The following is a 24,259-nucleotide window of genomic DNA, read 5'->3' as shown; positions in this document are numbered from 1 at the left end:
TGGGGCAACGGCCGACGCCCGGCCGGCGTTCGCGCGCCGGCTCGGGCGAACCGCCCGCCCCGACCGACTCCGTGCAGTCCTTTCGTCCGCTCCTCCCAAGGAGAGCCTCGCGATGTTCCTCGACCGACTCCTCGCCCACAACCGCCCGCTGATCGAGGCCGTCGTGACGGCACATCAGGAGGGCCGCCTGCTCGCCAACACGTACGTCGCGGACCTGGACACGGTGGCACGCAACGCCGCCACGATCGCCGAGGCCGCGCGCTCGCGGGGGTTGTCCACGTACGTGATGGCCAAGCAGTACGGGCGCAACCCCGACGTCACCCGCACCGCGATCGACGCGGGCCTCGGTCCGGTCGTCGCGGTGGACACCGCCTGTGTGTCGGCCGCGGTCCGGCACGGCCTGCCGGTCGGGCACGTCGGGCACTTGGTGCAGCCGCATCGGGGCAGCGAGGACTTCGTGGTCGGCGCCGACCCCGAGGTGGTCACCGTGTTCTCCGTGGACGCGGCCCGCCGGATCGGGGCGGCGGCGGTACGGCGCGGCGGCGCGCCCGTGTCGGTGCTGCTGCGGGTGCACGGCGAGGGGGACCGGTTCTACTTCGGCCACGGCGGCGGCTTCCCGGCCGCCGACGTGGTGGCCGCGGCGCGCGAGGTCGACGCGGTGGAGGGCGTCGCGGTGCACGGCGTGACCACGTTCCCGTGCCTGCTGGCCGACCCGGAGCAGCGGCGGATCGTGGCAACACCCAATCTGGGCACGGTCGTTGTGGCGGCCGAGCGGCTGCGGGCGGCCGGGTTCGAGATCCGTCAGGTGAACGCGCCCGGGACCACGTCGGCACACTCGTTGACGATCGCCGCCGACGCGGGGGCCACGCATGTCGAGCCGGGCAACGCGATCCACGGGACGACGCCGCTGCACGTGTTCGCCGCGGACGCGCCGGAGCAGCCGGCGATCGTGTACGTGACCGAGGTGTCGCACGTGGACGGGGACGACGCGTACGCGTTCGCCGCCGGGCACTACCTCGACAAGGTGCTGGGCGAGTTCCCGCTCACCGCGCTGGTGGGCCGGGACGCGGCGACCGCGGTCGAGCGTCGGGCGCGGGTGGATACCGCTCCGGACGGCGCGATCCACTACTACACGGTGCTGCGGGACGCGCGTCGGCTGGGGATCCGGCCGGGCGACACGGTGGTGATGTGCTTCCGGCCGCAGGCGTTCGTGACCCGCGGGCGCACGCAGTCGGTGGCCGGCCTGCACCGGGCCGATGCGGGCGCGCCGGTGTGGGGCGAGCGGTACGACGCGGAGGCGCGGGTGGTGGGCGACCCGTCCTGACCGCGCCGGTCGCCGTCCGTGTTCTTGCCGTTGCCGCCGCCCGATTCGAGGAATGTGACGATCGTGTTCGACTCCGCCGACCTGCTCGACCAGCCGCTGCCGCGCGACTCCCTCGGGATAGTCGCGCTCGACATCGGCGGGACCAAGACGGCGATGGCCGCCGTCGATGCGGCCGGCACCGTGCTCGCGGAGCGTCGGGTGGCCACCCGCGAGCCGGGCGAGGACATGGCGCACGCGCTGGATCGGCTGCTGCGGTCGGCCCGGGAACAGGTCGCGGCGGCGACCCGGGACGGGCGGCGCGAGATCGTGGCGGTGGGCCTGGTCTGTCCCGGCACGGTGACCTCGGCCGGGGTGGAGCTGTCGCCGAACCTGCCCGGGATCGAGCGGGTGGACGTCCTCGGCCTGGCACGCGAGGCGTTCGGGGCGGTGCCGGTGGTGGTGGCCAACGACGTCAAGGCGGCCGGGCTGGCCGAGCTGCGCTCGGGCGCGCTGGTGGCCGCCGACCCGGGGCTGTTCGTCAATCTGGGTACCGGAGTGGCCGCCGCGCTCACGGTCGGCGGCCGGGTCGTGGGCGGCGCCCGGGGCGTGGCCGGCGAGATCGGGTATTCGCTGGTGCCGGGCCGGCCGGACGAGCCGGACCTGGAGTCGCTGATCGGCGGCGGCCCGCTGGCGGCCCGGACACAGTCCCTGTACGCCCTCGCCGGCAACGGCCCGCCGCCGGACGCGGCAGCGATCCTGACCTCCACCGACCCGCGTCTGCGGGCCGTCGCCGAGCAGGCCCTGGCGGTGCTGGCGGGCCACGTGCTCAACCTGTATCTGGCGCTGGATCCGACCAGGATCGCCGTGGGCGGTGGCCTGATGGCCGTGTCCGAGCGGGTGCTCGACGTGCTGCGCACGTTCCTCGCGAAGCACGCTCCGAGCCCGGTCGATCCGGGCGAGGTGATCGTGGCGGCCCGGTACATCCACGACGGGGCGCTGCGGGGCGCGGCGGCGCTCGCGTGGGACGTGGCGGGGGGTGAGCGGCCGGGGTGGGCCCTGGTGACGTGAGTTGTTCCCTCGGTCGGCGCTGCGCCGGCCGGTCGCGTGTTGCGGTTTGGTTTTCGGTTCCGGTCCGACCTCGATCGATGGGATGAACATGACGACGAACACGGCCTCTCCCGCGCTTCCCGCTCCCGGTGCCGTGATGGCCGCCGAGATGGCCGAACAGCCGGAGGTGTTGCGGCGGTTGGTGGGTCGGCTGCCGGAGTTGGCGGCGGCGATTCGGGATGCGTTGCCGGCGCCGCTGCACGGGTCCGTGTCGATCGCGCGGGGGTCCTCGGACAACGCGGCGGTGTTCGGCCGCTACCTGTACGAGTTGGCGTCCGGGCGGCCCGCCGGGTTGGCCGCGCCGAGCCTGGTGACCAGGTACGACGCGCGCACCGACTACACCGGCTACCTGGTCACCGCGTTGAGCCAGTCCGGGCGCACGCCCGAGATCGTCACGGCGGTGCGGGCCGCGCGGGCGCGAGGTGCCCGGGTGGTGGCGGTCACCAACGAGGCGGACAGCGTGCTCGCGGCGGAGGCGGATGTGCTGGCCGCGACCGACGCGGGCACGGAGATCGCGGTGCCGGCCACGAAGACGGTCACCGCCCAGTTGCTGGCCATGGTCGGGATCGCGCTCGCGCTCGGGCCGTTGCCGTCGACGGTGGCCGATCCGGCCGATCTGGCCGGGCTGCCGGACGCGGTGGCCCGGGTACTGGCCGGCGTCGACGAATGCGAGGCGCTGGCCGCGGACTGGGCGCACCACGATCGCCTGGTGGTCGCCGGCCGGGGGCTCGGTGGCGCGGTGGCATTGGAGGGCGCGCTCAAGATCCGGGAGACGTCGGGGGTGTTCGCCGAGGGCATCTCGGTCGCCGACCTGCTGCACGGGCCGATCGCCGCACTGGGCGCTCGGGTACCGGTGCTGCTGATCGACCTCGGCGGCCCGACCGCGCCGGACATCGCCGCCCTGCGGGCGCGGTTGGTCGCCGACGGGATACCGCACGCGATGGTGGCACCCGAACTGGGCGACCTGCGTTCGGAATCCGCCCGGGCGATCGCCACCACGGTGCATCTCCAGGGCCTCGCCCGCACCTTCGCCCTGCACCGCGGCGCCAACCCGGACGCCCCGATCGGCCTGGCCAAGGTCACGCCGACCACCTGATCCGGGCTTTCGGCGGCCCCGCCGCCCGTGTCGGCTTGTGCCGACGCGGGCGGCGGGGCCGTTTCGCGGTCCTGGGGCGCGGCCGCACACCGGCCGGAATCGTGCGGGGCTTGCGCGGAAACTGCGCGGGACTTGTGCGGGACGTGCGCTCGATGCCGTCCCAGGCCGGGGGCGGCTCGTAGTGTGGGCGGTATGCGAGTTCTTCTCACGTCCGACACGCACGTACCCCAACGCGCCAAGGCCGTTCCCGAGCGCCTGCTCGCCGAGTTGGCGACGGTCGACGTGGTGATCCACGCGGGTGACTGGGTCGACGGGGCCGCGCTGGACTTGTTCGAGGCGCACTCGCGTCGCGTGATCGGCGTCTACGGCAACAACGACGGCCCGGATCTGCGCAGCCGGTTGCCCGAGGTGGCCCGGGTCGAACTGGGCGGCGTGCGATTCGCCGTCGTGCACGAAACGGGCCCGGCGGAGGGCCGGGAACGCCGGTGCGCGGCCCGGTATCCGGACGTGGACGTCCTGGTGTTCGGCCACAGCCACATCCCCTGGGACACCGTCACCGACTCCGGACTGCGCCTGCTCAACCCCGGCTCACCCACCGACCGACGCCGCCAACCACATCACACGTACATGACCCTGACGGCCGACGCGGGCACGATCACCGACGTGGTGCTGCACGACCTGGACTGATCGCCTGCGGCCGATTCGGGATGGTTCGTCAACAAACTTCTTCCGCTTCCACAGTCCGAGACGGTGCATCCCTTGAGTACTGTGCGGAGCGGCCGAGCGCGCCGCCGGCCCGGTGTCCGACCTCGCCGACACCGGGCGCGCGCGTACGACTACACCCACTATCCCGCCGGTGAGCAGACCGCGTTGTGTCCACGGTCGCCGGGGGCGCGCGGAGGCCGATTCGGAACGGGGTCTTGGTCTGTTGCCGGTCGACCGAATCGGGTCGGCGTGAGAGGCGGCCTTCTGCTCGCGCGCGAAGCGGGCACGGTTCCGGCGCGAGGGCTGGACGGACCGGGTCTGCGCCGAGCACGGCTCCCGGTGGATCACACGAGGGGCGACGGCCTTGGTCTATACGTCGAGCGCACGGCATCCGACGGACGGGCGCGGCGATCGGATGCGTGGTGATCGAATTCGGCTTATGGGGTTGGGTGTTGGTGGGGTGGAGTGGGCTGGGGTGCGGGTGGCTTTGTGTGTTCGCGGCCGGCGGTCGCGTCTTGGTGGGCAGCGGGTGGCTTTGTGCTGAACGGTCGGCGTGGGCTGGTGGAGGTGGGCCCGGTCCCGGGGTCGCCGGCGGTTAGGAGCCCTGGGTTCCCCGGCGAGACGCGGGCGTTGCTCGGCGGGAAAGGCGCCGGCAACGGCGGAGCGGGTGGGGCGGCCCGGTGAGGTTCGCCGGGGAGCCTTTCCGGGTGGGCCGGGTGCTTTGTGGCCGGCGGTCGCGTCTTGGTCGGCAGCGGGAGGCTCAGGGCTAAACGGTCGGCGTGGACCGGTGGAGGTGGGCCCGGTCCCAGGGTCGCCGGCGGTCAGGAGCCCTGAGATCCCCGGCGAGACGCGGGCGTTGCTCGGCGGGAAAGGCGCCGGCAACGGCGGAGCCGGAGGGGAGCCCGGTCAGGTCCGCCGGGGAGCCTTCCCGAGTGGGCCGGGCGTTTGCGGCCGGCGGTCGCGACTTGGTCGGCAGCGGGAGGCTTTGTGCTAAACGGTCGGCGTGGGCTGGCGGAGATTGTCCCGGTCCCAGGGTCGCCGGCGGTCAGGGGCCCTGAGATCCCCGGCGAGACGCGGGCGTTGCTCGGCGGGAAAGGCGCTGGCAACGGCGGAGCGGGAGGGCGGCCCGGTGAGGTTCGCCGGGGAGCCTTCTCGAGTGGGCCGGGTGCTTTGTGGCCGGCGGTCGCGTTTTGGTCGGCAGCGGGTGGCTCAGTGCTAAACGGTCGGCGTGGATCGGTGGAGATGGGCCCGGTCCCGTGGTCGCCGGCGGCCGGGAGCCCTGGGTTTCCCGGCGAGACGCGGGTGTTGCTCGGCGGGAAAGGCGCCGGCAACGGCGGAGCGGGAGGGGCGGCCCGGTGGGGTCCGCCGGGGTGCCTTTTCGAGTGGGTCGGGGCGTTTCGGCGGGTGGTGGGAGAGGAAGCGAATAGCGGGCCGGGGGTGGGCGGTTTCGGTTGCCGGAGTGCGCAACCCGGCCCTCGGCACGCGCTCTCGCCGGCCGGTCCCACAAAACCGCAGGTCAGCGGAACCCCGGGAGCGGGAGGCGGTCTCGGGATCCGGGTCCCGACCTTTCGGGCTCACGGGTGGCTCTCCGGCCGCCGGTGCCGACCCGAAACGCCCACCGAGAGCCATGACCCACGCGGAATCCGCCACCGGGGTACACAACCCGGCCCTCGGCACGCGCTCTCGCCGACCGCTCCCACAAAACCGCAGGTCAGCGAAACTCCGGGCGTGGGAAGCCGTCTCGGGATCCGAGTCGTGACCCCCGGGCTCACGGACGGCTCTTCCGCCCGGCGATGCCGACCCGAAACGCCCACCGAGAGCCATGACCCACGCGAAATCCGCCACCGGGGTGCACGAACCGGCCCCCGGCACCCACTGTCACCCCCTGTTCCCACAAAACCGCAGGTCAGCGCGAAACAGCGGGCCCGAAGTCGCCGCGCCATCCGGATCGAGACCCGCCCAACCCACCGGCAGCCCTTCCACCCACGCACCCACCCCGAAACGCCCGCCGAAGCGCCCCGACCCATTCGGGAAGGCTCCCCGGCGGACCTGACCGAGCCGCCCTCCCGCTCCGCCGTTGCCAGCGCCTTTCCCGCCGAGCAACGCCCGCGTCTCGCCGGGGGACCCAGGGCTCCTGACCGCCGGTGACCGTGGGACCGGGCCGATCTCCACCAATCCACGCCGACCGTTTAGCACAAAGCCACCCGTGCCCGACCCGAGCAGGACGCGACCGCCGGCCGCAACGGCCCGGACCACTCGGAGAGGCTCCCCGGCGGACCCGACCGGGCCGCCCTCCGCTCCGCCGTTGCCGGCGCCTTTCCCCGCAGGCAACGCCCACATCTCGCCGGGGGACCCAGGGCTCTTGACCGCCGGTGACCGTGGGACCGGGACAATCTCCGCCAGCCCACGCCGACCGTTTAGCACAAAGCCTCCCGCTGCCGACCAAGTCGCGACCGCCGGCCGCAAACGCCCGGCCCACTCGGGAAGGCTCCCCGGCGAACCCAACCGGGCCGCCCTCCCGCTCCGCCGTTGCCAGCGCCTTTCCCGCCGAGCAACGCCCGCGTCTCGCCGGGGGGCCCAGGGCTCTTGACCGCCGGTGACCGTGGGACCGGGACAATCTCCGCCAGCCCACGCCGACCGTTTAGCCCTGAGCCACCCGCTGCCGACCAAGACGCGACCGCCGGCCACAAAGCACCCGGCCCACTCGAGAAGGCTCCCCGGCGAACCTCACCGGGCCGCCCTCCCGCTCCGCCGTTGCCGGCGCCTTTCCCGCCGAGCAACGCCCGCGTCTCGCCGGGGATCTCAGGGCCCCTGACCGCCGGCGACCCCGGGACCGGGCCCATCTCCACCGGTCCACGCCGACCGTTTAGCCCTGAGCCACCCGCTGCCGACCAAGACGCGACCGCCGGCCACAAAGCACCCGGCCCACTCGGGAAGGCTCCCCGGCGAACCCAACCGGGCCGCCCTCCCGCTCCGCCGTTGCCAGCGCCTTTCCGGCAAGCAACACCCACGTCTCGCCGGGGACTCAGGGCTCCTGACCGCCGGCGACCGTGGGACGGTGGCCCACCTCCGCCGATCCACGCCGACCGTTCAGCACAAAGCCACCCGCGCCCAACCCGACCAAGACCCAACTGCAACCCGCAAACACTCGACCCACCCGCAAACACTCGACCCACCCGCAAAGGCCCCGGCGAACCCAACAAAAGCACCCACCCACTCCCCCGCCGAGCACAAGTCCACCCGCGTCCGAGGCCGAGCAATTCCTCCGCTCCTCGTGCGTCGGCATCGGCCGGACGTGTTCAGTTCTTCTCCAGTTCCCGGGCCCAAGTGGTCGACCAGGTCAGAAGTGGGCCCAAGGCGTCGACCAACTGCACGCCGATGGGGGTGAGTTCGTAGTGGCCATTGGGGTCCTGGGTGGCGATTCGGGCGTTGACCAGGTCGCGTAGGCGGGTGTTGAGGACGCTGGAGGACATGTCGTCGCAGCGGCGTTGCAGGGCGCGGAAGCCTGCCGGCTCGCGGCTCAGTTCCCAGATCAGGCGCATGATCCAGCGCCGGCCGAGCAGGTCGAGCGCGGCCATCGGTGCGCGCCCGGTGGTCGAGCCGCGGACCGGGCCGCCCGGTAGCGGGATGGCGTGCTCGTCGGTTTCGCCGTCCACGGGTGCGCCGCCCTTCGTTCCGCCCTTGCGCTTCGTTTTCAAAAGCAGCATAGTGCTTCTGAAAGCGAAGCATGCGCGGGGTCGTCTCGGCCCCGGCCCAGAGGCGTCCCGGCCAGTGCAGGAGCGCGTCCATGTCGCGGATCACCCCGTTGTCGCCGCCCTACGCCGCTGAAACCGAGGCGGCGTTGGCCCGCTGGATGGGGCCTGCTCGCGACCGTGAGCCGCTTGCGTTGTTCCGGGTGCTGGAGCATCACCCGGAGCTGGCCTCGCGGATGCGCGTGGTCGGCTCGGGGTTGCTGGCGCACGGCACGCTGCCGGCCGTCGAGCGGGAGATCGTGGTGCAGCGGGTGTGCGCCCGGGCCGGGTGTTCCTACGAATGGGGCGTGCACGCCGAGGTGTTCGGCGAGCGGGTCGGCCTGACTCCGGGCCGGCTTCGGGCCACCGTGTTCGACGACGCGGGCGCGTGGACCGGACGGCAGGCAGTCCTGGTGCAGGTGGTCGACGAACTGCACGACGGCGCCGACCTCACCGACGCGACGTGGGCCGAACTGCGGGCGGCGTTCACGGATCGGGAGATCGTGGAGATCCTGGTCCTGGCGGGCTGGTACCGCACGATCGCCTACGTGGCCAACGCCCTGCGCCTGCCGGCGGAGGAGTGGGCCGCGCCGTATCCGCAGGCGTGAACACTCGCGCGGCTACCGTCGATGCCCGGCCTCGACCTCGGTCGGGAAGCCGGTGATCGCGGCCTCCCCTCGCGCCGGTCGTTCGGTGCCGGCCGGCGGGCGCGGGGGAGCAGCCCAAGCCCAGCGCGCGGTTGCCGGCGCGCGGCGCGGGTCGACGCGGACAGCCGACGCTCGGCCCCGTACCTACCCCGATCCGGCCGCCCCGAGCAGGGTTTCCGCCGCCCGGGTTCGCGCGTAGAGCACCTCGCGGCCGATTCGGTGGCCGGCGACCAGGCCCGCGGCGCGCAGTGCGGACAGGTGTTGGGAGACGCCGCCCGGGGTCAGGCCGGTTCGGCGGGCCAGGTCCGTGGTCGAGGCCGGGGTGGTGAGTTCGGCGATCAGGGTGGCTCGCGAGCGGCCCATGACACCGGCGAGTGCGTCGGGTGTGGGCGTGCGCGGCGGATCCCACAACGTGCCGATGCCGCGCGGCGGATAGCGCAGGGTGGGTTGCCAGCGGCCGTCCAGCACCGAGAACACCCTCGGCCACACGAACGCGGACGGCACCAGCAGCAGCCCCAGCCCGTCCAGCGTGCGCCGACCGCGGGCGAACCGGTGTTGTATCTGGAGCATGCCCGCGTCCCACGCCACCTGCGGATCCAGGTCGTTGAACAGGCCGCGTGCGCCGCCCTCGACCAGCCGGCGGGCGCGAAAGAGGATGTCGCCCTCCAGGAAGGTCAGGATCCGCGGCCAGTACGGCGCGAGCGCCAACTCCCAGTACGCCTCGATCGTTTCCGCCAACCGCCCCAACTCGCGCTCGGGGTCCGCCCGCAGCGCGGCGATCCGCTCCGGCGCGACCTCCGAGCTGGTGCGCAGCAATTCGAGCGGCGTGGCGCGCAGCGTGGCCAGCTCGACGTCCAGCGAGGTCAACGGCGTGGTCGGCGGCGGGCACAGGAAGCCCGCGAGGGCCCGGGTCGGCACCGGGATCAGCTCGGTGAGCGGCGTCAGATCCACCTTCGCGGCGGCCAACCGAGGACGAACCTGATCCGTCCAGGCGCGGTGGATGCCCGCTTCGTCGGCACCCTTGAGGATCCGCACGCTCGCGATCACCTCCCACAGCGGGGAGATCACGAAGCGGGTGCGGGCCACGTCCTCCGGGGTGAACTCGATCTCGATCATTCAGTCCAGGCTAAATGATTGGGTGCCGTCGGTACCGCCCGGCAGGCTGCAGGGATGAGCCAACCGCACTCCCCCTGGCGCATCGCCGACTTCCGCACGCTGTTCACCGCGGCGGCGCTCAGCGAACTGGGCACCAACATCGGCTACGTCGCCGTCCCGCTGATCGCCGTCGCGGCCCTGGACGCGAGCCCCGGCCAGGTCGGCGCCCTCGCCGCGCTCGGCACCGTCGCGTTCCTGCTGATCGGCCTGCCCGCCGGCGCCTGGGTGGACCGGATGCGCCGGCGCCGGGTGATGATGGTCGCCGACCTGGTCCGCGCCACGCTGATCGGCTCGATCCCGGTGGCCTGGTGGCTGGACGCGCTGACCCTGCCCCAGTTGTACGCCGTGGTCCTGCTCAACGGCTGCGCCACCGTGTTCTTCGACGTCGGGTCGCAGAGTTTCCTGCCGCACCTGGTCGGTCGCGAGGCGCTGGTGTCGGCGAACGCCGCGATGGTCAGCCTGATGGCGAGCGCCAACATCGCCGGCCGCAGCGCGGGCGGCTTCCTGATCCAACTGGTCGCGGCCCCGGTCGCGCTGTTGTGCACCGTGGTCGGCTACCTCGCCTCCGGCCTCGGGCTCGCCCGGATCCGTGCGGACGGCGCGCCGGCCGCCACCGGCGGCGCCCGACGCCGGCTGCGGACCGAGATCGCCGAGGGACTGCGCCACGTGGTTCGCCGCCCCGAACTGCGGGCCCTCGCCTGCACCGCGGCGCTGACCAACTTCGGGTCGCAACTGGTCAACGTGCTGCTGCCGGTCGTATTCGTCCGGGAACTCGACCTTCCCGCAGGAGCGTTGGGGCTCTATCTGGCACTCGGTGGGCTCGGCGTCCTGGTCGGCGCCCGCTGTGCCCGGCCGATCTCCGGCCGGCTCGGCTTCGGCCGCACGCTGGGCCTGGCCGGACTGTGCCTGGCCCCCGCCGGGCTGCTGATCCCGCTGATCGATCGTGGTCCGTGGCTGGTGGTCGCCGGACTCGGCTGGTTCCTGGCCACCGCCAAGATGGGCGTGGACAACGTGCTCGGGGTCAGCCTGCGGCAACGCCTGACCCCCGACGCGCTGCTCGGCCGGATGAACGCGACCTTCCGCTGCCTGCTCACCGGGGCCTCCGCGATCGGCGCGGTGGCCGCCGCGCTGATCGGCCAATTCGCCGGTGTGCATACCGCGATGTGGGTCGGCGGGGTGTGCCTGGCGCTGGGCTTCCTTCCGGTCTTCTGCTCGCCGGTGCGTACCCTGCGCGTACTTCCCGAAGGCCCGACCCTGGTGGTGGCCGCCGGCGCGCGCCCCGAGGCGCCGGCCGCGAAGGGCTGACCGGGCCGGCTCCTCAACCGGGGGCGCCGGTCGGGAAGTGCTCGGCGAAGGTGCGGTGGGCCAGACGGTAGACGCTCTGCGCGTGTTCGGCGTCCAGCATGATGTACGGCGACGCGGTGACCAGGAGATCGTCGATGTCCGCCTCGTGCACCGGCCGGTCCTCGTCGAGCGCGCTCGCCACGAGCGCCCAGATCCGGTCCGCGCGCGGCAACCCCCGGCCGCGCGCCACGGCGAGCGCCTCCAGCAGGGGATAGGCGGTCCGGGCCCGCGCCCGCAACCGGGCGACCGCGACCGCGAACAACGCCCGGTGATCGCGGGAGAGCAGGTCGCGCAGGTCCTCGGCCCGGTCCGGGTCGAACAGGTCCGGCTGTGCGAGCAGTTCGTGCACGGCCAGGCGCGCGTACAGGAACTCGCGGTCCTGGTCCCGGATCAGCCGGGCCACCGAGGTGATCGTGGCGTCGTCCACGGCGAGCCGGCCCCGGGCGCGGGCGGCGGTCAGTCGTTGCTCCACGTATGCGCCGACGGAGTGTCGATCACGGGTCACCACCACGCGCGTGCCGGTCGCGTCCAGCGCGGTGAGCAGGTCGGTGTCCTCGGTGTGCGCGTCGACGGCCTCGCGCGTGGAGGCCCGGGTTCCCACCACGATCCGCATCCCGGGCAGCGCGGCCATCCGACGCAGGACCGAACCGGCGATGGTGATCGGCTCCTGTGCCTCGTCGAGCGCGTCCACCAGGATCGTGCACGTGTTCTCGCGACCGGCCAGGGCCGTCAGCAGCCACTCCACATCCGAGCCGACCGAGATCCCGGTCACCGGCAGGCCCAGGCCCAGCGCATCGGCCAGCCGGCGCACCAGTTCGGCCACGGTCGTCCCGGTCAGGTGGATCACCGCGTCGAAGCGGATCTCGTCTCCCGGCGTGCCGAACTCCCCCTCGGGCGCGGGCCGCAGATCACCGCCGCGCAGCAGCAGTTCGCGCAGCCGGGGGGTGGTGTGCACCAGGATGTGCCCGAGCAACGCCGACTTGCCCGATCCGGCCCGGCCGGTGACCGCGAGCAGCCCGTGCCCGGTCTCGCGCAACCAGCGGGCGACGGCCGCGCGCTCGGCCTCCCGGCCGACGAAGTACCACGCGGGCTCGCCCTGTTCCAGACCGTCGGCGCCCTGTGCCTTGGGCAGGAAATGGCCACGTTCGTCCGGTGGCAACTCGGCGATGTAGCGCAGCAGTTCGGCATACACGTCGAAGGGCGCCGCGACCGAGGCCAGCGGGCGGGCCGGCCGGGGGATCGGCGGTGCCAGATGTGGTTTGAGGGACAGCACGGTGCCGTGGTCGCCGAGCCGATCCTCCAACGCGGAGACGAAGTCCTTGAGGCTGAGCACCGGATCGTTGACGGTGTACGCCTCGATCGTCGCGGCCAACACGGTGGCGAAACGGCCCAGGTGGCTTGCCCCGGATCCTTCGCTGACGCCGATGATCGCGCAACGCTCGGGGGTGAACTCGTGCCCCAGGAGGCGGGACGCGACCAGGTTCGCGAAGCGCTCCGCGCCGCACGCCTCGATCACCACGAGCATCCACGCCGCCGGATCGGCCGCGCGGCGCCGCCATTCCAGGAGCACGTGATCCGCGAACGTCTCCGGGCCGATGCCACCCGAGCGGATGTGCCGATCCGTGTTGTACACCGCGAGCCACGCACCACCGTCCAGCGCCTCGCCGTGTCCGCTCCAGTACAGCACCGAACAGCGCGGATCCTGCGGCGCGGACCACTCGTGCAACCGCGCCAACACGGCCGTGGTGTCGCGGATCGGGTCCGCCGGCAACCACGGACGGTGTCGACCACCCAGGCCCGCGAGCAGGTCGGCGACTTCGGCCGCCGCCTCCACCGCGGGCACCTCGGGATGGTGCGCGTACCGACCGATCGGCACCGACAAGACGTCGAACGCCGGCCCCGGGTGCCGCTCGCTCACGCGTCCTCGGCCGGGTCGAACGGCGCGCTGGGATCGCTCGCCAGGACCAGTTGGGTGACCGCGGACTGCCCGCCGACCTTCGCCAGCACCCGGAACAGGCCCTCCACCGGCAGGATCTGACGCACCATGAGCCGGCCGTCCCGAGGCATCGGCAGCGCACGCGGCAACATCACGCCGGTGGCCACGTCGACCACACGCACATCCACGGCGGCCGGGTCGGCCACCCCGTCGAGCACGATGTCCAGCGCCGTGCCGGCCGCCACCGAGTCGGCCACGTGCAACGCCAACGGCTGCGCGTCGGCCGCGAGTTCGGGGCCCAGATCCCGATGGTCGAGGACCGCACAGACGTGCGCGATCGCCTCGCGCGTGCCGGGCAACGCGCCGTGCGTCTGGACGAAGGCGAACGGCTTGGCCGCGGCCGGGAACGCCGCCTCGCGGTACACGGTCTCGTCGCCGCCGCGATCGACGCGCTCGATCCGGCCGTCGGGCTCGGTCCGGCAGGTCACCGGGCGCGGCTCGGCCACGCCGTCGCGAAGCAGCAGGGACTGCATGGTCGGCTGCGCCACCCCGATCGCGGGCCACAACGTCTCCCACGACCCCGCGCCGAGCAACCGCTCGCGCCGGGCCAACGCCTCGCCGGCCAAGTACTCGTCACCACCCAGCCTCGCGACGTCGGCGGCGGTCAGCCGACGGATCGAGGAGCCCTCGTCCACGCAGCGGTAGGACGGCAACAGGTCGTACAGCCCGGGCAGCGTGGTGGCCAGTCGGCGCAGCCGGGTCTGCGGGAGCGGGAGCGGCGTCCCGGTGCCGGTGCCGAGCAGGTGGACCGCCTTGACCGAGCCGAAGAACGGCGTACCCAGGGTGATCAGCGCACGCAACTCGGCCGAACCGTTCAGCACTTCGGCGAAGTAGCGGGCGATCAGGCCGCCCATCGAGTGCGCCACCAGCACCAGTCGCGCATCCGGTCCGCCCAGCGGGTGGCGTCGCCAACGACGCAGGTGCTCGTGGACGGCGATCGCCAGGAGACCCGCGTTGTACTCGACGGACAGCCGCCAGTCGTACGGGAACTCGAGCACGGCGCTGGGATCGGCGGCGCTGCGCCGGACCGCCTGGAGCAGCGCGGTGTACGGCTCGAAGCCGCGCAGCATGGGAGCCCAGGCCGGGGCGTGCAGCAGCCGGGTGGCCCGGATGCGGCCCACCCGCCCGGCGCGTTCCGCGTCGGTCACCGCCAGCGCCCGCAGCGAGGCGCCGGTGGTCCAGGCCCGGGCGTACCAACCGGCGTCGGCCAGTCCCCACAACGTGCGCCCGGTGGACACCTCCACCAACTCGCTGCCCATGATTCCCGGCAGCACGATCACCGCGTCGTTCATCTTCCCCCCGATTCCAGGCTGCACCGCGTTGTTCGTCCTTTCCCGAGCCCCGGCCGAAGCCGTCAAGCGCGCGACGCGACCACTCCCGTCCGTCGCGCGAACCACAGTCCCGCGCGCCCACCGATCGCCAGATCCGAACCCAGCGCGGCGAGCGCGAGCACCTCCACGCCGACCGCCAGTACGTGCGCCACCCGCCCGGACGTCGGGTCCCAGAGTCGGACCCGGCCCCCGCTGTCGCCCACCGCGAGCAGGGTGTCGCCGTCGGGGGCGGGCAGCGGTTCGACGGCGGTCACGGTGGTTCGCACGTGGGCGTCGAGCCGCCGCGGGATGGTTCGGCCGTCGGCCGGGTCCCACAGTCGAACCGCGTTGTCGATGCCGGTGACGGCGACCCACGTGCCGCCGCCGGGCCTGGGCACGGCGGTCAGGTTCGTCGCGGGCAGCTCCTCGGGGAGTCGGTGGGTCCGGGCCGATCCGTCCTCGGGATCCCACAGGGTCAGGTTCGCGGTCCCCCGGTAGGCGATCGCCAGCCGGGCGGGTCCGTCCGGTCGTGGGATCGGGAGCAGACCGTGGATGTCCGGTCGGCCGCTGTCGAAGGACACGTCCAGCATCCGGGGTGGATCGAGCTCCCACAGGTGCACCGTGCCCGAGACCTCGGCGATGGCGAGCACGCTGTGTTCGGCGTTCCAAGGGAGCGTTGCCGCGGACGCGAAGGTGGGGTTGTGGTACCGGGCCCACGGCAGCGTGTCCCAGCGCCGATGGGTGCGTTGGTGCTCGGGGCCGCGATCCGGTCGGCAGGTACGCGGATCCCAGAGGCACACCGCCAGGTTCGGGGTGACTCCGGACAACACTCGGTGTCGGGCGGATGGTGGGATCACCACGGTGATCGGATCCGACTCCCACCGGATCGGAATGCGCGAGGTCGGGTCTCGACCGGTCTCGGGATCGCACACACGTATCTCCCCCGTCCGGCCGGCGGTGACCAGCCGGGTGGCGCCGTGCCGGTCGACCGCGGCGGTCATCGCCGTGATCGCGCCCGGAATCGTCGGTGCCTCCCGGGGGGTCGGTCCCGCCGCGGCGAAGCGGCGCAACTCGGGAAACCACAGCCGCACGGTGCCGTCGTCGGCAGCGGTCGCGAGCAGGGCCGAGCGTCCGTGCGACTGCGGGATCGCGGTCATCGCCGTCACGGCCGCGGTGTGACCCGTCATCCGGCGCTGGAACGAGTCGTCGACGATCGGGTCGAGCAGCCGCACCGTTCCGTCGCGATCGCCGACGGCCAGCAGCGGTGGGCGACCGGCGATGGGCAGGGTGACCAGTACGCTCACCGCGTCCATGGCCCGGCGGTAGAGCGTGCCGCCGAGTCCCCGGAACGGATTGTGCAGTCGTACCAGGCCGCGCAGGCTTGCCGTGGCGATCGTGGACTGCCCGTTCGGGAGCGGCAGGATCGCCGTGGTGACGGGTGGGTCGGCGGACCCCGCGGTGCGGGCGTCCGGTATCCGACGGCGCACCAGTCCGTCGGGAGTGACGAACACGAGACACGTGGCGACCTGGGTCAACGGCACGCTCACGAGGGTGCAGGCCGGCAGCAGCTCGGTGTCCCGGAGGTCCAGGAGGTCGCCGGTGCCGGGGTGCCACAGGCGGATTCGTTCCAGGCGGTCGGTGACCGCGAGCAGGGTGGTGCCGTCGGGCAACGGGATGGGAGCCAGGTGACGTATGTCGTTCTCCCGGTCGAGACCGGGTGTGGCGAGCCGGTCGCCCGTGCGCGGATCCCACAGACACACCCGGGCATCGTCGTCGACGAAGGCGAGGACGACCGGACCACCGGGCATCGGCAACGCCGCCAAGGCGTGCGCGAGTCCGTTCCCGGGCGGGGCCTGGCCGATGATCCGTCCGCTGTCGGCGTCCCAGGCCAGGACGGTGCCGCTCGTATTCATCCCGGCCAGCACCGGCCCGTTGTCGCGCAACGTGAGGGCGGTGAGAGCGCAGATCGACCCGGAGAGTTCGGTCAGGGTGCGATGCACCGTCGCGGGCCGCACCCGGCTCCAGCCCACCTCCCACTCGTCGCCCGCACCGCTCGAATCCGGCCGCCGGGCATGCGGCGGGGGGTCCGGATCGAACCGGCGAAGCATTGCCTGCCGCGCGAACGCACGGTCCGCCACCGGCACTTCGTCGAGATAGTTGGCGGCGGCGAGCACCGCGACCACGTCCGCGGGCAGCCCCTCGTCCCGGTCGAGTGCCGAGCCGAGCGCGGCGGCGGCGAGCGAGGTGGGGTCGAGCCGGTCGAGCAACTCGGGCATCGCGGCGACCTCGTCCCACGTGCCGGCCTCCGCGAGGTGTTCGGGGAGGTGATGGACGAGATACGGGTTCGGCGCGGCGGGCAGGGCCGCCGCCGCGGCGCGGAGCAACGCGTCGGCGACTCGTCGCGGTCGGCGCTCGCGCGGGTCGGGCGCGGCGTGCCGAAGATTCGTCGAAGGTCCGCCCACCCGCCCATCCTGGCCGGCTCGACACCGGGCGCGCAGCCGAATGCCCAAGACGGGCCCGCCGGATGTCGCCGCCGGCCGGGCCCGCCGTGGGTGGTCGGGCCGACCGGCGACATGATCGGTTCGTCTTCTTGTGGGCGTCATGTCCCGGCCACGCCGACGCAACACGCGGCGGTGAGACTGGGGGCATGCCAAAGCCCAGCACACCGGAGATGCCTGTGACCCGACCGAACGACCTGCTCGACCCGAACCACCCGCACGAACGCGAGCGCGGCATCGCCCTCGTGGCACACGACCGGTGCAAGCCGGAAATGCTCGCCTGGGCCCGGACCCACCGCGAGACCCTGACCCGGCACCGCCTGTACGCGACCGGGACCACCGGCGGCATCCTCGCCGACGAACTCGACCTGGAGATCATCCGGTTCCGCAGCGGCCCGCTCGGCGGCGACCAACAGATCGGATCGCGGATCGCCGAGGGCGCCGTGGACCTGTTGGTGTTCTTCTGGGATCCGCTGAGCCCTCAGCCGCACGAGCCCGACGTGCGCGCGCTGTTGCGACTCGCGGTCCTGGCGGACATCCCGGTGGCCTGCAACCGGGCGACGGCCGACTTCGTGATCACCTCGCCGCTGTTGGCGATCGCGGACGACCCGGATCGCCCCGGTTCACCGGTGTTCGCGCCGCTGGCCGCATAGGCGGCGCGGCAAGGCCGGCCCGGCGCCCGACCGAACCGTACGCTCCGAACCGTACGCTCAGGGCCGGGACAGCCCCATGCGATACGCGTAGCGCACCGCGTCGGCTCGATTGCGCACGTTGATCTTGGCGAAGGCGTTGTTGATGTGTGTCTTCACGGTTGCCTCGCCGATGCACAGCGTGCCGGCGATCTCCGCGTTCTTCAGTCCGTTCGCGATCAGCGTCAGCACCTCCACTTCACGATCGGTGAGCCGATCGGGATGTGCGGTGCCGGTCGTGGTCGCCTTCGGGAGTGCTGTCGCTTCGGGCCCGTCCGTCACGTCGGTCAACCTTTCGAGCCCCGCCGCACCCAGCGCGGCGATTCGGGCCATTCTCGGGTGAGTTCCAGGCTTTGGGATCGGTTCGTGCCCGCTTGTGCCGGCCAACCTACCGGGAGCGGAACGGCGGTGATCCGCTTCGGCGCCGCCCGGGATGTGCGGGCCGGGAGCGCCGATACCGCAGGGAGCGATCGACGGCAGATAGCGATCGACCGCGCCTCCGTCGTCGCGTCGGTCGACGGAGGCGGGTGCGGGTCGGTGGGGTCAACCGGCCGCGGGCGGGCCGGGTTCCCGGCGGGACCAGTGGCTGAGCACCTCGGTGTACGGGTTGACGGGAAGCCAGGAAATCGCGTCCCGGGCGCTGCGTTCGTAGCCGTCGGCCAAGGCTCGGGCCTCGGCGCCGGCGCCGGTGACCGCCACCAGCGCGCGCATCCGGGCGAGCGCGGTCGCCGGATTGTTCTCGTGCAGGAGGGCGTGCCGGATCTCGGCGCGCTGCCGGCTGCTGCCGCGTTCGTGGGCGAGCAGTACCGGCAGCGTCGGACGGTGATTGCACACGTCGCTGTTGGAGGGTTTGCCCATCGTGGCGGCGGATGCGTCGTCGTAGGGGAGCAGGTCGTCGCGGATCTGGAAGGCCAGGCCGACGTGCCGCCCGAACGCGCCCAGCGCCTCCACCGCCGAGTCGGTTCCGCCGCCCAGGATCGCGCCCACCCGGCAGGACGTGGACAGCAGCGCGCCGGTCTTGCCGCCGGCCATCGTGAGGTAGTCCTCGACCGGGCAGTCCAGGTCTCCGGCGAGGCCGAGTTCGTCGAACACGCCCTGACACATCGCGTATCCGCCCTCGGCCTGCGCCGTCATCGCGCGGGCGATGCGCTCACCGGGCACGCCGTGGCGCGCACATTCGGCGAGCGCGCGGAACCAGGCGAAGTACAGGCTGCTGCCCGCGATGATGGCCCGCTCGGGACCGTAGGCGACGTGCACCGAGGGCCGGCCGCGCCGCTCCTCGTCGGCGTCGACGATGTCGTCGTGCACCAGGCTGCCGGTGTGCGCGCACTCCATGCCGACGGCGGCCGGCAGCGCGTGCTCGACCTCGCCGCCGACCGCGAGCGCCGCGTACATCACCAGCGCGGGCCGCAACAACTTGCCGGTCGGCAACAACGCGTACCGATGCACCGCGGCCATGCCGTCGGCTGATCGCGGCCAACGACGGGCGAACTCGGCGGCCAGGACCGCCGGTACGTCCACGATCGGCCGATCGGACAACTCGTACGGGGCAGGCGCGCCGGTCATGTGCGCCCGCCCGGTCGATCGACGCTTGTGAGCCGTCGAGGAAACCTGTGGTGTCTCGGTCACAGCTTGCGAACCCCCTGTATCGCCCCCGGAGCGTGGCCCCTCGGGCGCCGAAGCGGATGGGGGCGACGCATGTTCCGGACGCTCGCCGGCGCCCGGACCAACCCAACAGACCCCGGCGGGCCGCCGACAGCCGGGCACGGAAGCATCACGCCGGCGCGCATCCACCCGAACGGGAATCCGCGCTCCCACACCCCACCATCGCGTGGTTTCACCGCGATACCCACGGGCCGCGAGCGGGGATCCTGCCGCGCGAAGTCTTGCCGTGGGGCGCGGTGTTCGCCGCCGGACCCCCTGCGGATCGCTGCGCGAGGCTTCGTTCCACACCTGTGGTGCCAAGTCGGGTTCGGACAATCGCCGCTCGGCGGCCGGTGTCCGGCCGGCATGGTCGGGTGGGGCCCCGGCCGGTACCCGACCGGGTGGCCACCATGTCAGTGCGGTGCGGTCGCCGCGGCCACGAACATCGGCACGGCCAGGAAGAGTCGGTCGGCTTCGGCCCGCGCGCGTTGGTCGGCGATCCATCGGTCCGCCTGCTCGCTCGTGACGGCGCCGGCGGAGCAGGCCGCCTCGGCGAGTCCGGTGAGCAGGGGCAACCCGGCCGATCCGGTGTACACGCCGGTGGGTGCCCGGACCGTCACGTCGCGGAAGCAGGCGTCCATCAGCAGGTTGCGGTACCGGCGAGCCGCCCGCGGGCCGACGATCAGGTCGGCGCGGGCGCACGTGATGGTGCGGGTGAGGGGCGCATCGTCGGAGTCGATGACGAAGGCGTCCCAGTCCTGGCCGACCAGCACGATCCGCCCGCCGGGCCGGAGAACTCGGCGGGCCTCCGCCAACGCCCGCTCGGGTTCCGCCAGTTCATGGAACACCTTGTCGGCTCGATAGCCGTCCACCGAAGCGTCCCGCAGCGGCAGTTCGTACGCGTCCGCGACCCGGAACTCCGCCTCGGGCCACCGGCCGCGGGCGACGGCGATCATCTGCGCGCTCGCGTCCACGCCCACGGCTTGCACCTCCCGCTCGACCAGCTCCGCGACGGCTCGTCCGGCGCCGCACCCCACGTCCACCACACACGCCCCGGCTCCGGCCCCGAGCAAGTCGTAGGACAAAAGGCGTAGTTCCTCGGCGCCGGGCAGGCGATCGGCCTCGTCGAGTCGCGCGACGAGGCCGTCGGTCGGCGGGCGTTTCTGTTCCGTCTCCCTGGTCATGAGCGACAGCCTGGGACTTAATGTCGGCATGAAGTCAAGCGAGCACAGGACACCTGACGACGGTGCGCGCGGCCCGATGAGCATCGGCGCCCTCGCCGCACGCTTCGGTCTGGCCACGCACGTCCTGCGTCACTGGGAGACGATGGGGCTCCTCGCCCCGGCCCGCGACGCCGCGAACCGCCGCCGCTACGGCGCGGCGGACGTCGCCCGCGTCACGGTCGTCCTGCGCGCCAAGGAGGCAGGGCTCTCCCTCGACACCATCCGCTCGTTGGTCGCCACGGCCGGTGCCGCGAATCGACGGAACATCCTTTCCGAAGAGGCGGAGGTACTCCGTTCCCGAATCGCAGCAGCGCAGGCTTCACTCGCACTCATCGAATGCGCCCTCGGCTGCGACCGCGAGGACTACACCCGGTGCGCCCATTTCGGCCTGATCGTGAACCGCATGAGCACGGAACCGCCATCGGCATCCCCATCCGATTCCCCACACCCGAAGTACGCGGAGCCGATCCCGGGTTGCGGCCGAACCGACTCCTGATCGACCTTGAAGGCGCTGATGCCCGGTTCAGCGTTTTGCGGGGGCGGGATCGGAAGGGGCCGAGGCGACGGCACCCCCGGACGGCAGCGCCGCCACGATCGCATGGTCCCGGGCGATCGGACCGAGCTTCGCACTGCCGCCGGGACTGCCGAGATCAGAAAAGAACTCGGCGTTCACGGTGTTGAAGTGCCGCCATTCCTGCGGGGTGTCGTCTTCGAGGAAGATCGCTTCGACCGGGCACACCGGCTCGCAGGCGCCGCAGTCGATGCACTCGTCCGGGTGGATGTAGAGCATGCGCTCTCCCTCGTAGATGCAGTCGACGGGGCACGCGTCGATGCATGCCTTGTCGGTGACGTCCACACAGGGCAAAGCGATCACAAAAGTCATCGAGCTGCCATCCTCTCCGGGCCGTTCGTATCGTTTGGACGCAGCCGACCGTAGGGCCTCAAGTAATCTTGAGGTCAACAGGGAGGGTGCACATGACGAGCTACCGTTCCGGTGAGGTCCGGGCCCGCCCGGACGACTGGCTGAGCATCGGCGAAGTGAGCGCCAGGACCGGGGCGGCCGTCTCCGCTCTGCGGTTCTACGAAGAGCTCGGCCTGATCGCGTCCGAACGCGACGATCGCAACCAGCGTTGCTACCCGAGGCACATGCTTCGCCGAGTCGCCTTGATCTCGGTGGCAAAACGGATCGGCATCCCGTTGCAGGACCTCCGGGAGGCGTTCGCCGACGTCCCGCTCGACCGTCCGCCCAGTCACCAGGAGTGGCAGCGTGCCTCGCGTGGCTGGAAGCGTCGACTGGAGCAGCGTCGACAGACCATCGAGCGACTCGAGACCGAGCTCACCGGGTGTATCGGCTGCGGATGTCTCTCCATGAAGGCATACGCTCTGCTCAACCCCGGCGACACGCTCGCCGAGGATGGTGTCGGCCCCCGACGACTGTGAGACGTGCCTCCCGACGCTCGGCCGACGTCCCGCCGCCGAACCCCGGTTCGCACGACCCACTACCGCTCCTCGAAGCCAATCTGATGCGGTCAAGGAATACGGCCGACTCACCACCGAGGAAGCGACCATGACCGAGCCCGACCAGGATCACCGCCATCCGGACCGTCCCGCGTTGGTGCTCGCGGCCGAGGAATCGGCTCGCATCCGCGAATTCCCGTTGTCCTGCGAGCCCGGAGTCGGCCGCCTGCTCGCATGGACCCGACCCGAGCCACCCACCTCGACCACCGCCAAGCCCTGGACGCGGTCCGCACCACTCTCACCACCCACCCCGACCTGCTGACCGCAGACCTCCCCACCGCTGGCGGCACGATCCTGGCCACCCGCCGCCGCTGACCGGTAAGTACCGCCCGAAGCACGGGCGTTCGCGTGCCCCGACCATCGCGTATGGGGCGTGGACGTATCCGTCGGGGTTGCCCGGGAGGCCGGGCTTCGGGGGTGATTCGACCCTGGGCAGGTCGGGTCGGGGCGGTAGAGGACGGTCAACGCCGGTTCGGCGTGGCGCCCCGGCCGGCAGCACGCCCTCCCCGCCCTGGCCGCCGCCCCCGAGGCGGTGGCCCGGATCAGGCGGATCGCCTTGGTCCACCCAGCGCTCGACCACCCCGGATCCACCGGGTGACGTGAGCCGGTCCACATCGGGCCACGGGCGCGGGTCGGCGTCAGACCGGCAGGGTTCGGGCCGCGCGGAGGGCGGCGGCCAGTTCCACGCAGCGGCGGGTCTGGATGCGGGCCAGGTCGAGGGAGAGCAGGGTCGGGTCGTCGGCGGGGGTGGGGGTGAGGGTGGTGATCGAGCGTTGTGGGGCGGGGTCGGGGGAGCCGGGGGCGGGCCGGTAGGTGATCGCGAAGCTGTGGATCAGGCCGCCGTGCCGGGTGCCGGGGGCCGGGGTGGTCACGAAGACCGCGAACACCTGTTGGGCGCTGCGGCGTTCCCATTCGTTGCGCATCTCGCGGGCGGCCGATTCGGTGGCCGAGGCGGTGGCGGAGTCGGCGAGGCTGCGGAGCAGGGTGAAAACCTCGCGGTCTCGTGCCGGGGCGCCGAGCACGATCACGTCGGCCCAGCTCAGGTCTCGCGCGGTCGCGGGCGGATCGGGTTTCGGATCGGCGTGTGCCTGCTCGGTGTGTGGTTGCTCGGCCTTTGGGTCCTCGCCCTGCGGATGTTCGGGCTGTGGATTCTCGGTCCGGGCGCCGGGCAGGCGGCGCAGCCGGACGTCGGCGCCGGTGTTCCAGGCGACCGCGGCCACCGCGTCGGCCTGTGCGCGCACACCCTCGGCGGTGTCCCGGTAGATCACTGTGACCTTGATGGGCATCGTTCAGTCTCCTTTGTTGCTCCCCGAAGCCCGGCGCGCGTTCACTTCGCCGACTTCGGACCCCCGACAACTGCACGCTATGCGGCGGTGCTCCCTCCTGCGACGTCCGTACGCGCCACGAAGCGGACTCCGCACGCCAGAGCCGCCGCTTCCGACATCGCGGCGGGGACGGTTTCGGCCGGGGACGCCCGGCAGCCGGCGTGGTGTGGGCAGGCGCCCGACCTGCCGCCGACGGCAACCGCGGCGGGCGGGCGGACGGAGGGCGCATCGTACGGACGGACGGAGCATCGTACGGCGCGAACCTCCCCGCCCGCCTCCCATTTTCGACCGCCCGTCGACTCCTCGACAGGACCGCACGCGGCGCCCCGCGAAAGCGGGAATCGGGCGGTGCAGCCGCAGTGGGCTACCGTCACTGTGCCCCGTCGGCCCGAACCCCGCCCGACCCGTACCCAGGAGACCCGATCGATGGCGCTGGACCCGTTGGACAACCGGATCATCACCGCGCTCATCGACGACGCGCGCTCGACGTATGCCGAGATCGGCGCCCGGGTCGGATTGTCCGCGTCCGCCGTCAAGCGGCGGGTGGATCGGCTGCTGGCCACCGGTGTGATCACCGGCTTCTCCGCGTCGGTCGAGCCCGCCGCGCTCGGCTGGACCACCGAGGCGTTCGTCGAGTTGTACTGCGTCGGGCGCACCTCGCCGAGCGAGATCGGCAAGGCGTTGGCGAAGTTCCCCGAGGTGGTCTCGGCGAGCACCGTCACCGGCGACGCGGACGCGGTGATCCACCTGCTCGCCGCCGATGTGCAGCACTTCGAGCAGGTCCTGGAGCGGATCGCGGCGGAGCCGTTCGTGGTGCGCTCGAAGAGCTGTGTCGTGCTTTCCCGGCTGGTCAGGCGCAATGGAACCGCCTGGCAGGGAGTGGAGACGCAATAGATCGGCGTCGGCGCGCAAGATCGACCTCTTGGCCCGGTCGCACACGCGTACGTAGGGTTTGAACTGCCGGTGCA

Annotated in this window: 21 protein-coding genes; 11 read left to right on the top strand and 10 right to left on the bottom strand. The window is 72.5% G+C overall.

Annotated features, from left to right (window positions below; translation table 11 throughout):
- Positions 1-112 precede the first annotated feature (112 nt).
- From ACH4U8_RS37655 to ACH4U8_RS37640, 4 genes are all read left to right on the top strand, one after another.
- Positions 113-1,324 (top strand): alanine racemase, encoded by a 1,212-nt coding sequence (locus ACH4U8_RS37655; RefSeq protein ID WP_395782689.1) that lies wholly within the window; start codon positions 113-115, stop codon positions 1,322-1,324.
- Positions 1,325-1,387: 63 nt separating this feature from the next.
- Positions 1,388-2,371: an ROK family protein gene (locus ACH4U8_RS37650; protein WP_395782688.1), complete on the top strand. Its 984-nt coding sequence runs from the start codon at positions 1,388-1,390 to the stop codon at positions 2,369-2,371.
- 88 nt (positions 2,372-2,459) lie between these two features.
- Positions 2,460-3,506 carry an SIS domain-containing protein gene (locus ACH4U8_RS37645; protein WP_360319231.1) on the top strand — a complete coding sequence of 349 codons (1,047 nt, stop codon included), beginning with the start codon at positions 2,460-2,462 and terminating at the stop codon, positions 3,504-3,506.
- Positions 3,507-3,698: 192 nt separating this feature from the next.
- Positions 3,699-4,193, top strand: a complete 495-nt coding sequence (locus ACH4U8_RS37640) for a metallophosphoesterase family protein (protein ID WP_395782687.1) — start codon at positions 3,699-3,701, stop codon at positions 4,191-4,193.
- A 3,317-nt stretch (positions 4,194-7,510) separates the two neighbouring features.
- Here the strand turns inward: ACH4U8_RS37640 and ACH4U8_RS37635 are convergent.
- The gene (locus ACH4U8_RS37635; protein WP_395782686.1) at positions 7,511-7,918 is read right to left on the bottom strand and encodes a winged helix-turn-helix transcriptional regulator; all 408 of its coding nucleotides are present in this window, start codon (positions 7,916-7,918) and stop codon (positions 7,511-7,513) included.
- A gap of 80 nt (positions 7,919-7,998) precedes the next feature.
- Between ACH4U8_RS37635 and ACH4U8_RS37630 the strand changes: the two genes are divergently transcribed.
- Positions 7,999-8,550 carry a carboxymuconolactone decarboxylase family protein gene (locus ACH4U8_RS37630; RefSeq protein ID WP_379989464.1) on the top strand — a complete coding sequence of 184 codons (552 nt, stop codon included), beginning with the start codon at positions 7,999-8,001 and terminating at the stop codon, positions 8,548-8,550.
- 183 nt (positions 8,551-8,733) lie between these two features.
- On the opposite strand, the gene ACH4U8_RS37625 is transcribed toward ACH4U8_RS37630, so the two are convergent.
- The gene (locus tag ACH4U8_RS37625) at positions 8,734-9,705 is read right to left on the bottom strand and encodes a DUF5937 family protein (protein WP_395782685.1); all 972 of its coding nucleotides are present in this window, start codon (positions 9,703-9,705) and stop codon (positions 8,734-8,736) included.
- A gap of 54 nt (positions 9,706-9,759) precedes the next feature.
- Here ACH4U8_RS37625 and ACH4U8_RS37620 point away from each other — a divergent pair, with 54 nt between their 5' ends.
- A complete protein-coding gene (locus ACH4U8_RS37620; protein ID WP_395782684.1) occupies positions 9,760-11,049 on the top strand; it encodes an MFS transporter in 1,290 nt (429 codons plus the stop codon).
- Positions 11,050-11,062: 13 nt separating this feature from the next.
- On the opposite strand, the gene ACH4U8_RS37615 is transcribed toward ACH4U8_RS37620, so the two are convergent.
- Genes ACH4U8_RS37615 through ACH4U8_RS37605 form a run of 3 tightly spaced genes read right to left on the bottom strand, consistent with a single transcriptional unit; the run spans position 11,063 to position 16,856 of the window.
- On the bottom strand, positions 11,063-13,006 hold the full coding sequence (locus ACH4U8_RS37615; protein ID WP_395782683.1) for a hypothetical protein: 1,944 nt from the start codon (positions 13,004-13,006) through the stop codon (positions 11,063-11,065).
- On the bottom strand, positions 13,003-14,400 hold the full coding sequence (locus ACH4U8_RS37610; protein ID WP_395782682.1) for a hypothetical protein: 1,398 nt from the start codon (positions 14,398-14,400) through the stop codon (positions 13,003-13,005). The genes ACH4U8_RS37615 and ACH4U8_RS37610 overlap by 4 nt, the downstream gene beginning before the upstream one ends.
- A gap of 38 nt (positions 14,401-14,438) precedes the next feature.
- Entirely contained in the window at positions 14,439-16,856 is a 2,418-nt protein-coding gene (locus tag ACH4U8_RS37605; protein ID WP_395782681.1) for a WD40 repeat domain-containing protein, read from the bottom strand.
- A gap of 215 nt (positions 16,857-17,071) precedes the next feature.
- Between ACH4U8_RS37605 and ACH4U8_RS37600 the strand changes: the two genes are divergently transcribed.
- A complete protein-coding gene (locus tag ACH4U8_RS37600) occupies positions 17,072-17,545 on the top strand; it encodes a methylglyoxal synthase (RefSeq protein WP_380017793.1) in 474 nt (157 codons plus the stop codon).
- A 57-nt stretch (positions 17,546-17,602) separates the two neighbouring features.
- Here ACH4U8_RS37600 and ACH4U8_RS37595 read toward each other — a convergent pair whose 3' ends face one another.
- From ACH4U8_RS37595 to ACH4U8_RS37585, 3 genes are all read right to left on the bottom strand, one after another.
- Positions 17,603-17,863, bottom strand: a complete 261-nt coding sequence (locus tag ACH4U8_RS37595; protein ID WP_379989471.1) for a response regulator transcription factor — start codon at positions 17,861-17,863, stop codon at positions 17,603-17,605.
- Positions 17,864-18,124: 261 nt separating this feature from the next.
- A complete protein-coding gene (locus tag ACH4U8_RS37590) occupies positions 18,125-19,147 on the bottom strand; it encodes a polyprenyl synthetase family protein (RefSeq protein WP_395782680.1) in 1,023 nt (340 codons plus the stop codon).
- A 491-nt stretch (positions 19,148-19,638) separates the two neighbouring features.
- Complete coding sequence (locus ACH4U8_RS37585) at positions 19,639-20,409, bottom strand: methyltransferase domain-containing protein (protein ID WP_395782679.1); 771 nt, start codon at positions 20,407-20,409, stop codon at positions 19,639-19,641.
- A 28-nt stretch (positions 20,410-20,437) separates the two neighbouring features.
- On the opposite strand from ACH4U8_RS37585, the gene ACH4U8_RS37580 reads away from it, so the two are divergent.
- Positions 20,438-20,944, top strand: a complete 507-nt coding sequence (locus ACH4U8_RS37580) for a MerR family transcriptional regulator (protein WP_395782788.1) — start codon at positions 20,438-20,440, stop codon at positions 20,942-20,944.
- Positions 20,945-20,971: 27 nt separating this feature from the next.
- Here ACH4U8_RS37580 and fdxA read toward each other — a convergent pair whose 3' ends face one another.
- Positions 20,972-21,331: a ferredoxin gene (gene fdxA / locus ACH4U8_RS37575; protein ID WP_395782678.1), complete on the bottom strand. Its 360-nt coding sequence runs from the start codon at positions 21,329-21,331 to the stop codon at positions 20,972-20,974.
- Positions 21,332-21,423: 92 nt separating this feature from the next.
- On the opposite strand from fdxA, the gene soxR reads away from it, so the two are divergent.
- Both soxR and ACH4U8_RS37565 read left to right on the top strand, forming a co-directional pair.
- Positions 21,424-21,888 carry a redox-sensitive transcriptional activator SoxR gene (gene soxR, locus ACH4U8_RS37570; RefSeq protein ID WP_395782677.1) on the top strand — a complete coding sequence of 155 codons (465 nt, stop codon included), beginning with the start codon at positions 21,424-21,426 and terminating at the stop codon, positions 21,886-21,888.
- Positions 21,889-22,140: 252 nt separating this feature from the next.
- Positions 22,141-22,281 carry a hypothetical protein gene (locus ACH4U8_RS37565; RefSeq protein ID WP_395782676.1) on the top strand — a complete coding sequence of 47 codons (141 nt, stop codon included), beginning with the start codon at positions 22,141-22,143 and terminating at the stop codon, positions 22,279-22,281.
- A gap of 323 nt (positions 22,282-22,604) precedes the next feature.
- Here the strand turns inward: ACH4U8_RS37565 and ACH4U8_RS37560 are convergent, their stop codons facing one another.
- Positions 22,605-23,252, bottom strand: a complete 648-nt coding sequence (locus tag ACH4U8_RS37560; RefSeq protein WP_395782675.1) for a hypothetical protein — start codon at positions 23,250-23,252, stop codon at positions 22,605-22,607.
- A 465-nt stretch (positions 23,253-23,717) separates the two neighbouring features.
- Here ACH4U8_RS37560 and ACH4U8_RS37555 point away from each other — a divergent pair, with 465 nt between their 5' ends.
- Positions 23,718-24,185 (top strand): Lrp/AsnC family transcriptional regulator, encoded by a 468-nt coding sequence (locus tag ACH4U8_RS37555; protein WP_360323241.1) that lies wholly within the window; start codon positions 23,718-23,720, stop codon positions 24,183-24,185.
- The last annotated feature ends 74 nt before the right edge of the window (positions 24,186-24,259 follow it).

The sequence above is a fragment of the Embleya sp. NPDC020886 genome, from assembly GCF_044333915.1.
In the GTDB taxonomy this organism is placed as follows: Bacteria; Actinomycetota; Actinomycetes; order Streptomycetales; family Streptomycetaceae; genus Embleya.
This window is presented reverse-complemented; position numbering and strand designations above follow the sequence as displayed.

Bases quoted from the DNA above. Each gene is read 5' to 3' on its own strand.
- ACH4U8_RS37655 (WP_395782689.1), top strand. From the start codon at position 113: ATGTTCCTCGACCGACTCCTCGCCCACAACCGCCCGCTGATCGAGGCC.
- ACH4U8_RS37645 (WP_360319231.1), top strand. From the start codon at position 2,460: ATGACGACGAACACGGCCTCTCCCGCGCTTCCCGCTCCCGGTGCCGTG.
- ACH4U8_RS37640 (WP_395782687.1), top strand. From the start codon at position 3,699: ATGCGAGTTCTTCTCACGTCCGACACGCACGTACCCCAACGCGCCAAG.
- ACH4U8_RS37635 (WP_395782686.1), bottom strand. From the start codon at position 7,918: ATGCTGCTTTTGAAAACGAAGCGCAAGGGCGGAACGAAGGGCGGCGCA.
- ACH4U8_RS37630 (WP_379989464.1), top strand. From the start codon at position 7,999: ATGTCGCGGATCACCCCGTTGTCGCCGCCCTACGCCGCTGAAACCGAG.
- ACH4U8_RS37625 (WP_395782685.1), bottom strand. From the start codon at position 9,705: ATGATCGAGATCGAGTTCACCCCGGAGGACGTGGCCCGCACCCGCTTC.
- ACH4U8_RS37620 (WP_395782684.1), top strand. From the start codon at position 9,760: ATGAGCCAACCGCACTCCCCCTGGCGCATCGCCGACTTCCGCACGCTG.
- ACH4U8_RS37590 (WP_395782680.1), bottom strand. From the start codon at position 19,147: ATGACCGGCGCGCCTGCCCCGTACGAGTTGTCCGATCGGCCGATCGTG.
- ACH4U8_RS37585 (WP_395782679.1), bottom strand. From the start codon at position 20,409: ATGACCAGGGAGACGGAACAGAAACGCCCGCCGACCGACGGCCTCGTC.
- ACH4U8_RS37580 (WP_395782788.1), top strand. From the start codon at position 20,438: ATGAAGTCAAGCGAGCACAGGACACCTGACGACGGTGCGCGCGGCCCG.
- fdxA (WP_395782678.1), bottom strand. From the start codon at position 21,331: ATGACTTTTGTGATCGCTTTGCCCTGTGTGGACGTCACCGACAAGGCA.
- soxR (WP_395782677.1), top strand. From the start codon at position 21,424: ATGACGAGCTACCGTTCCGGTGAGGTCCGGGCCCGCCCGGACGACTGG.
- ACH4U8_RS37565 (WP_395782676.1), top strand. From the start codon at position 22,141: ATGGACCCGACCCGAGCCACCCACCTCGACCACCGCCAAGCCCTGGAC.
- ACH4U8_RS37560 (WP_395782675.1), bottom strand. From the start codon at position 23,252: ATGCCCATCAAGGTCACAGTGATCTACCGGGACACCGCCGAGGGTGTG.
- ACH4U8_RS37555 (WP_360323241.1), top strand. From the start codon at position 23,718: ATGGCGCTGGACCCGTTGGACAACCGGATCATCACCGCGCTCATCGAC.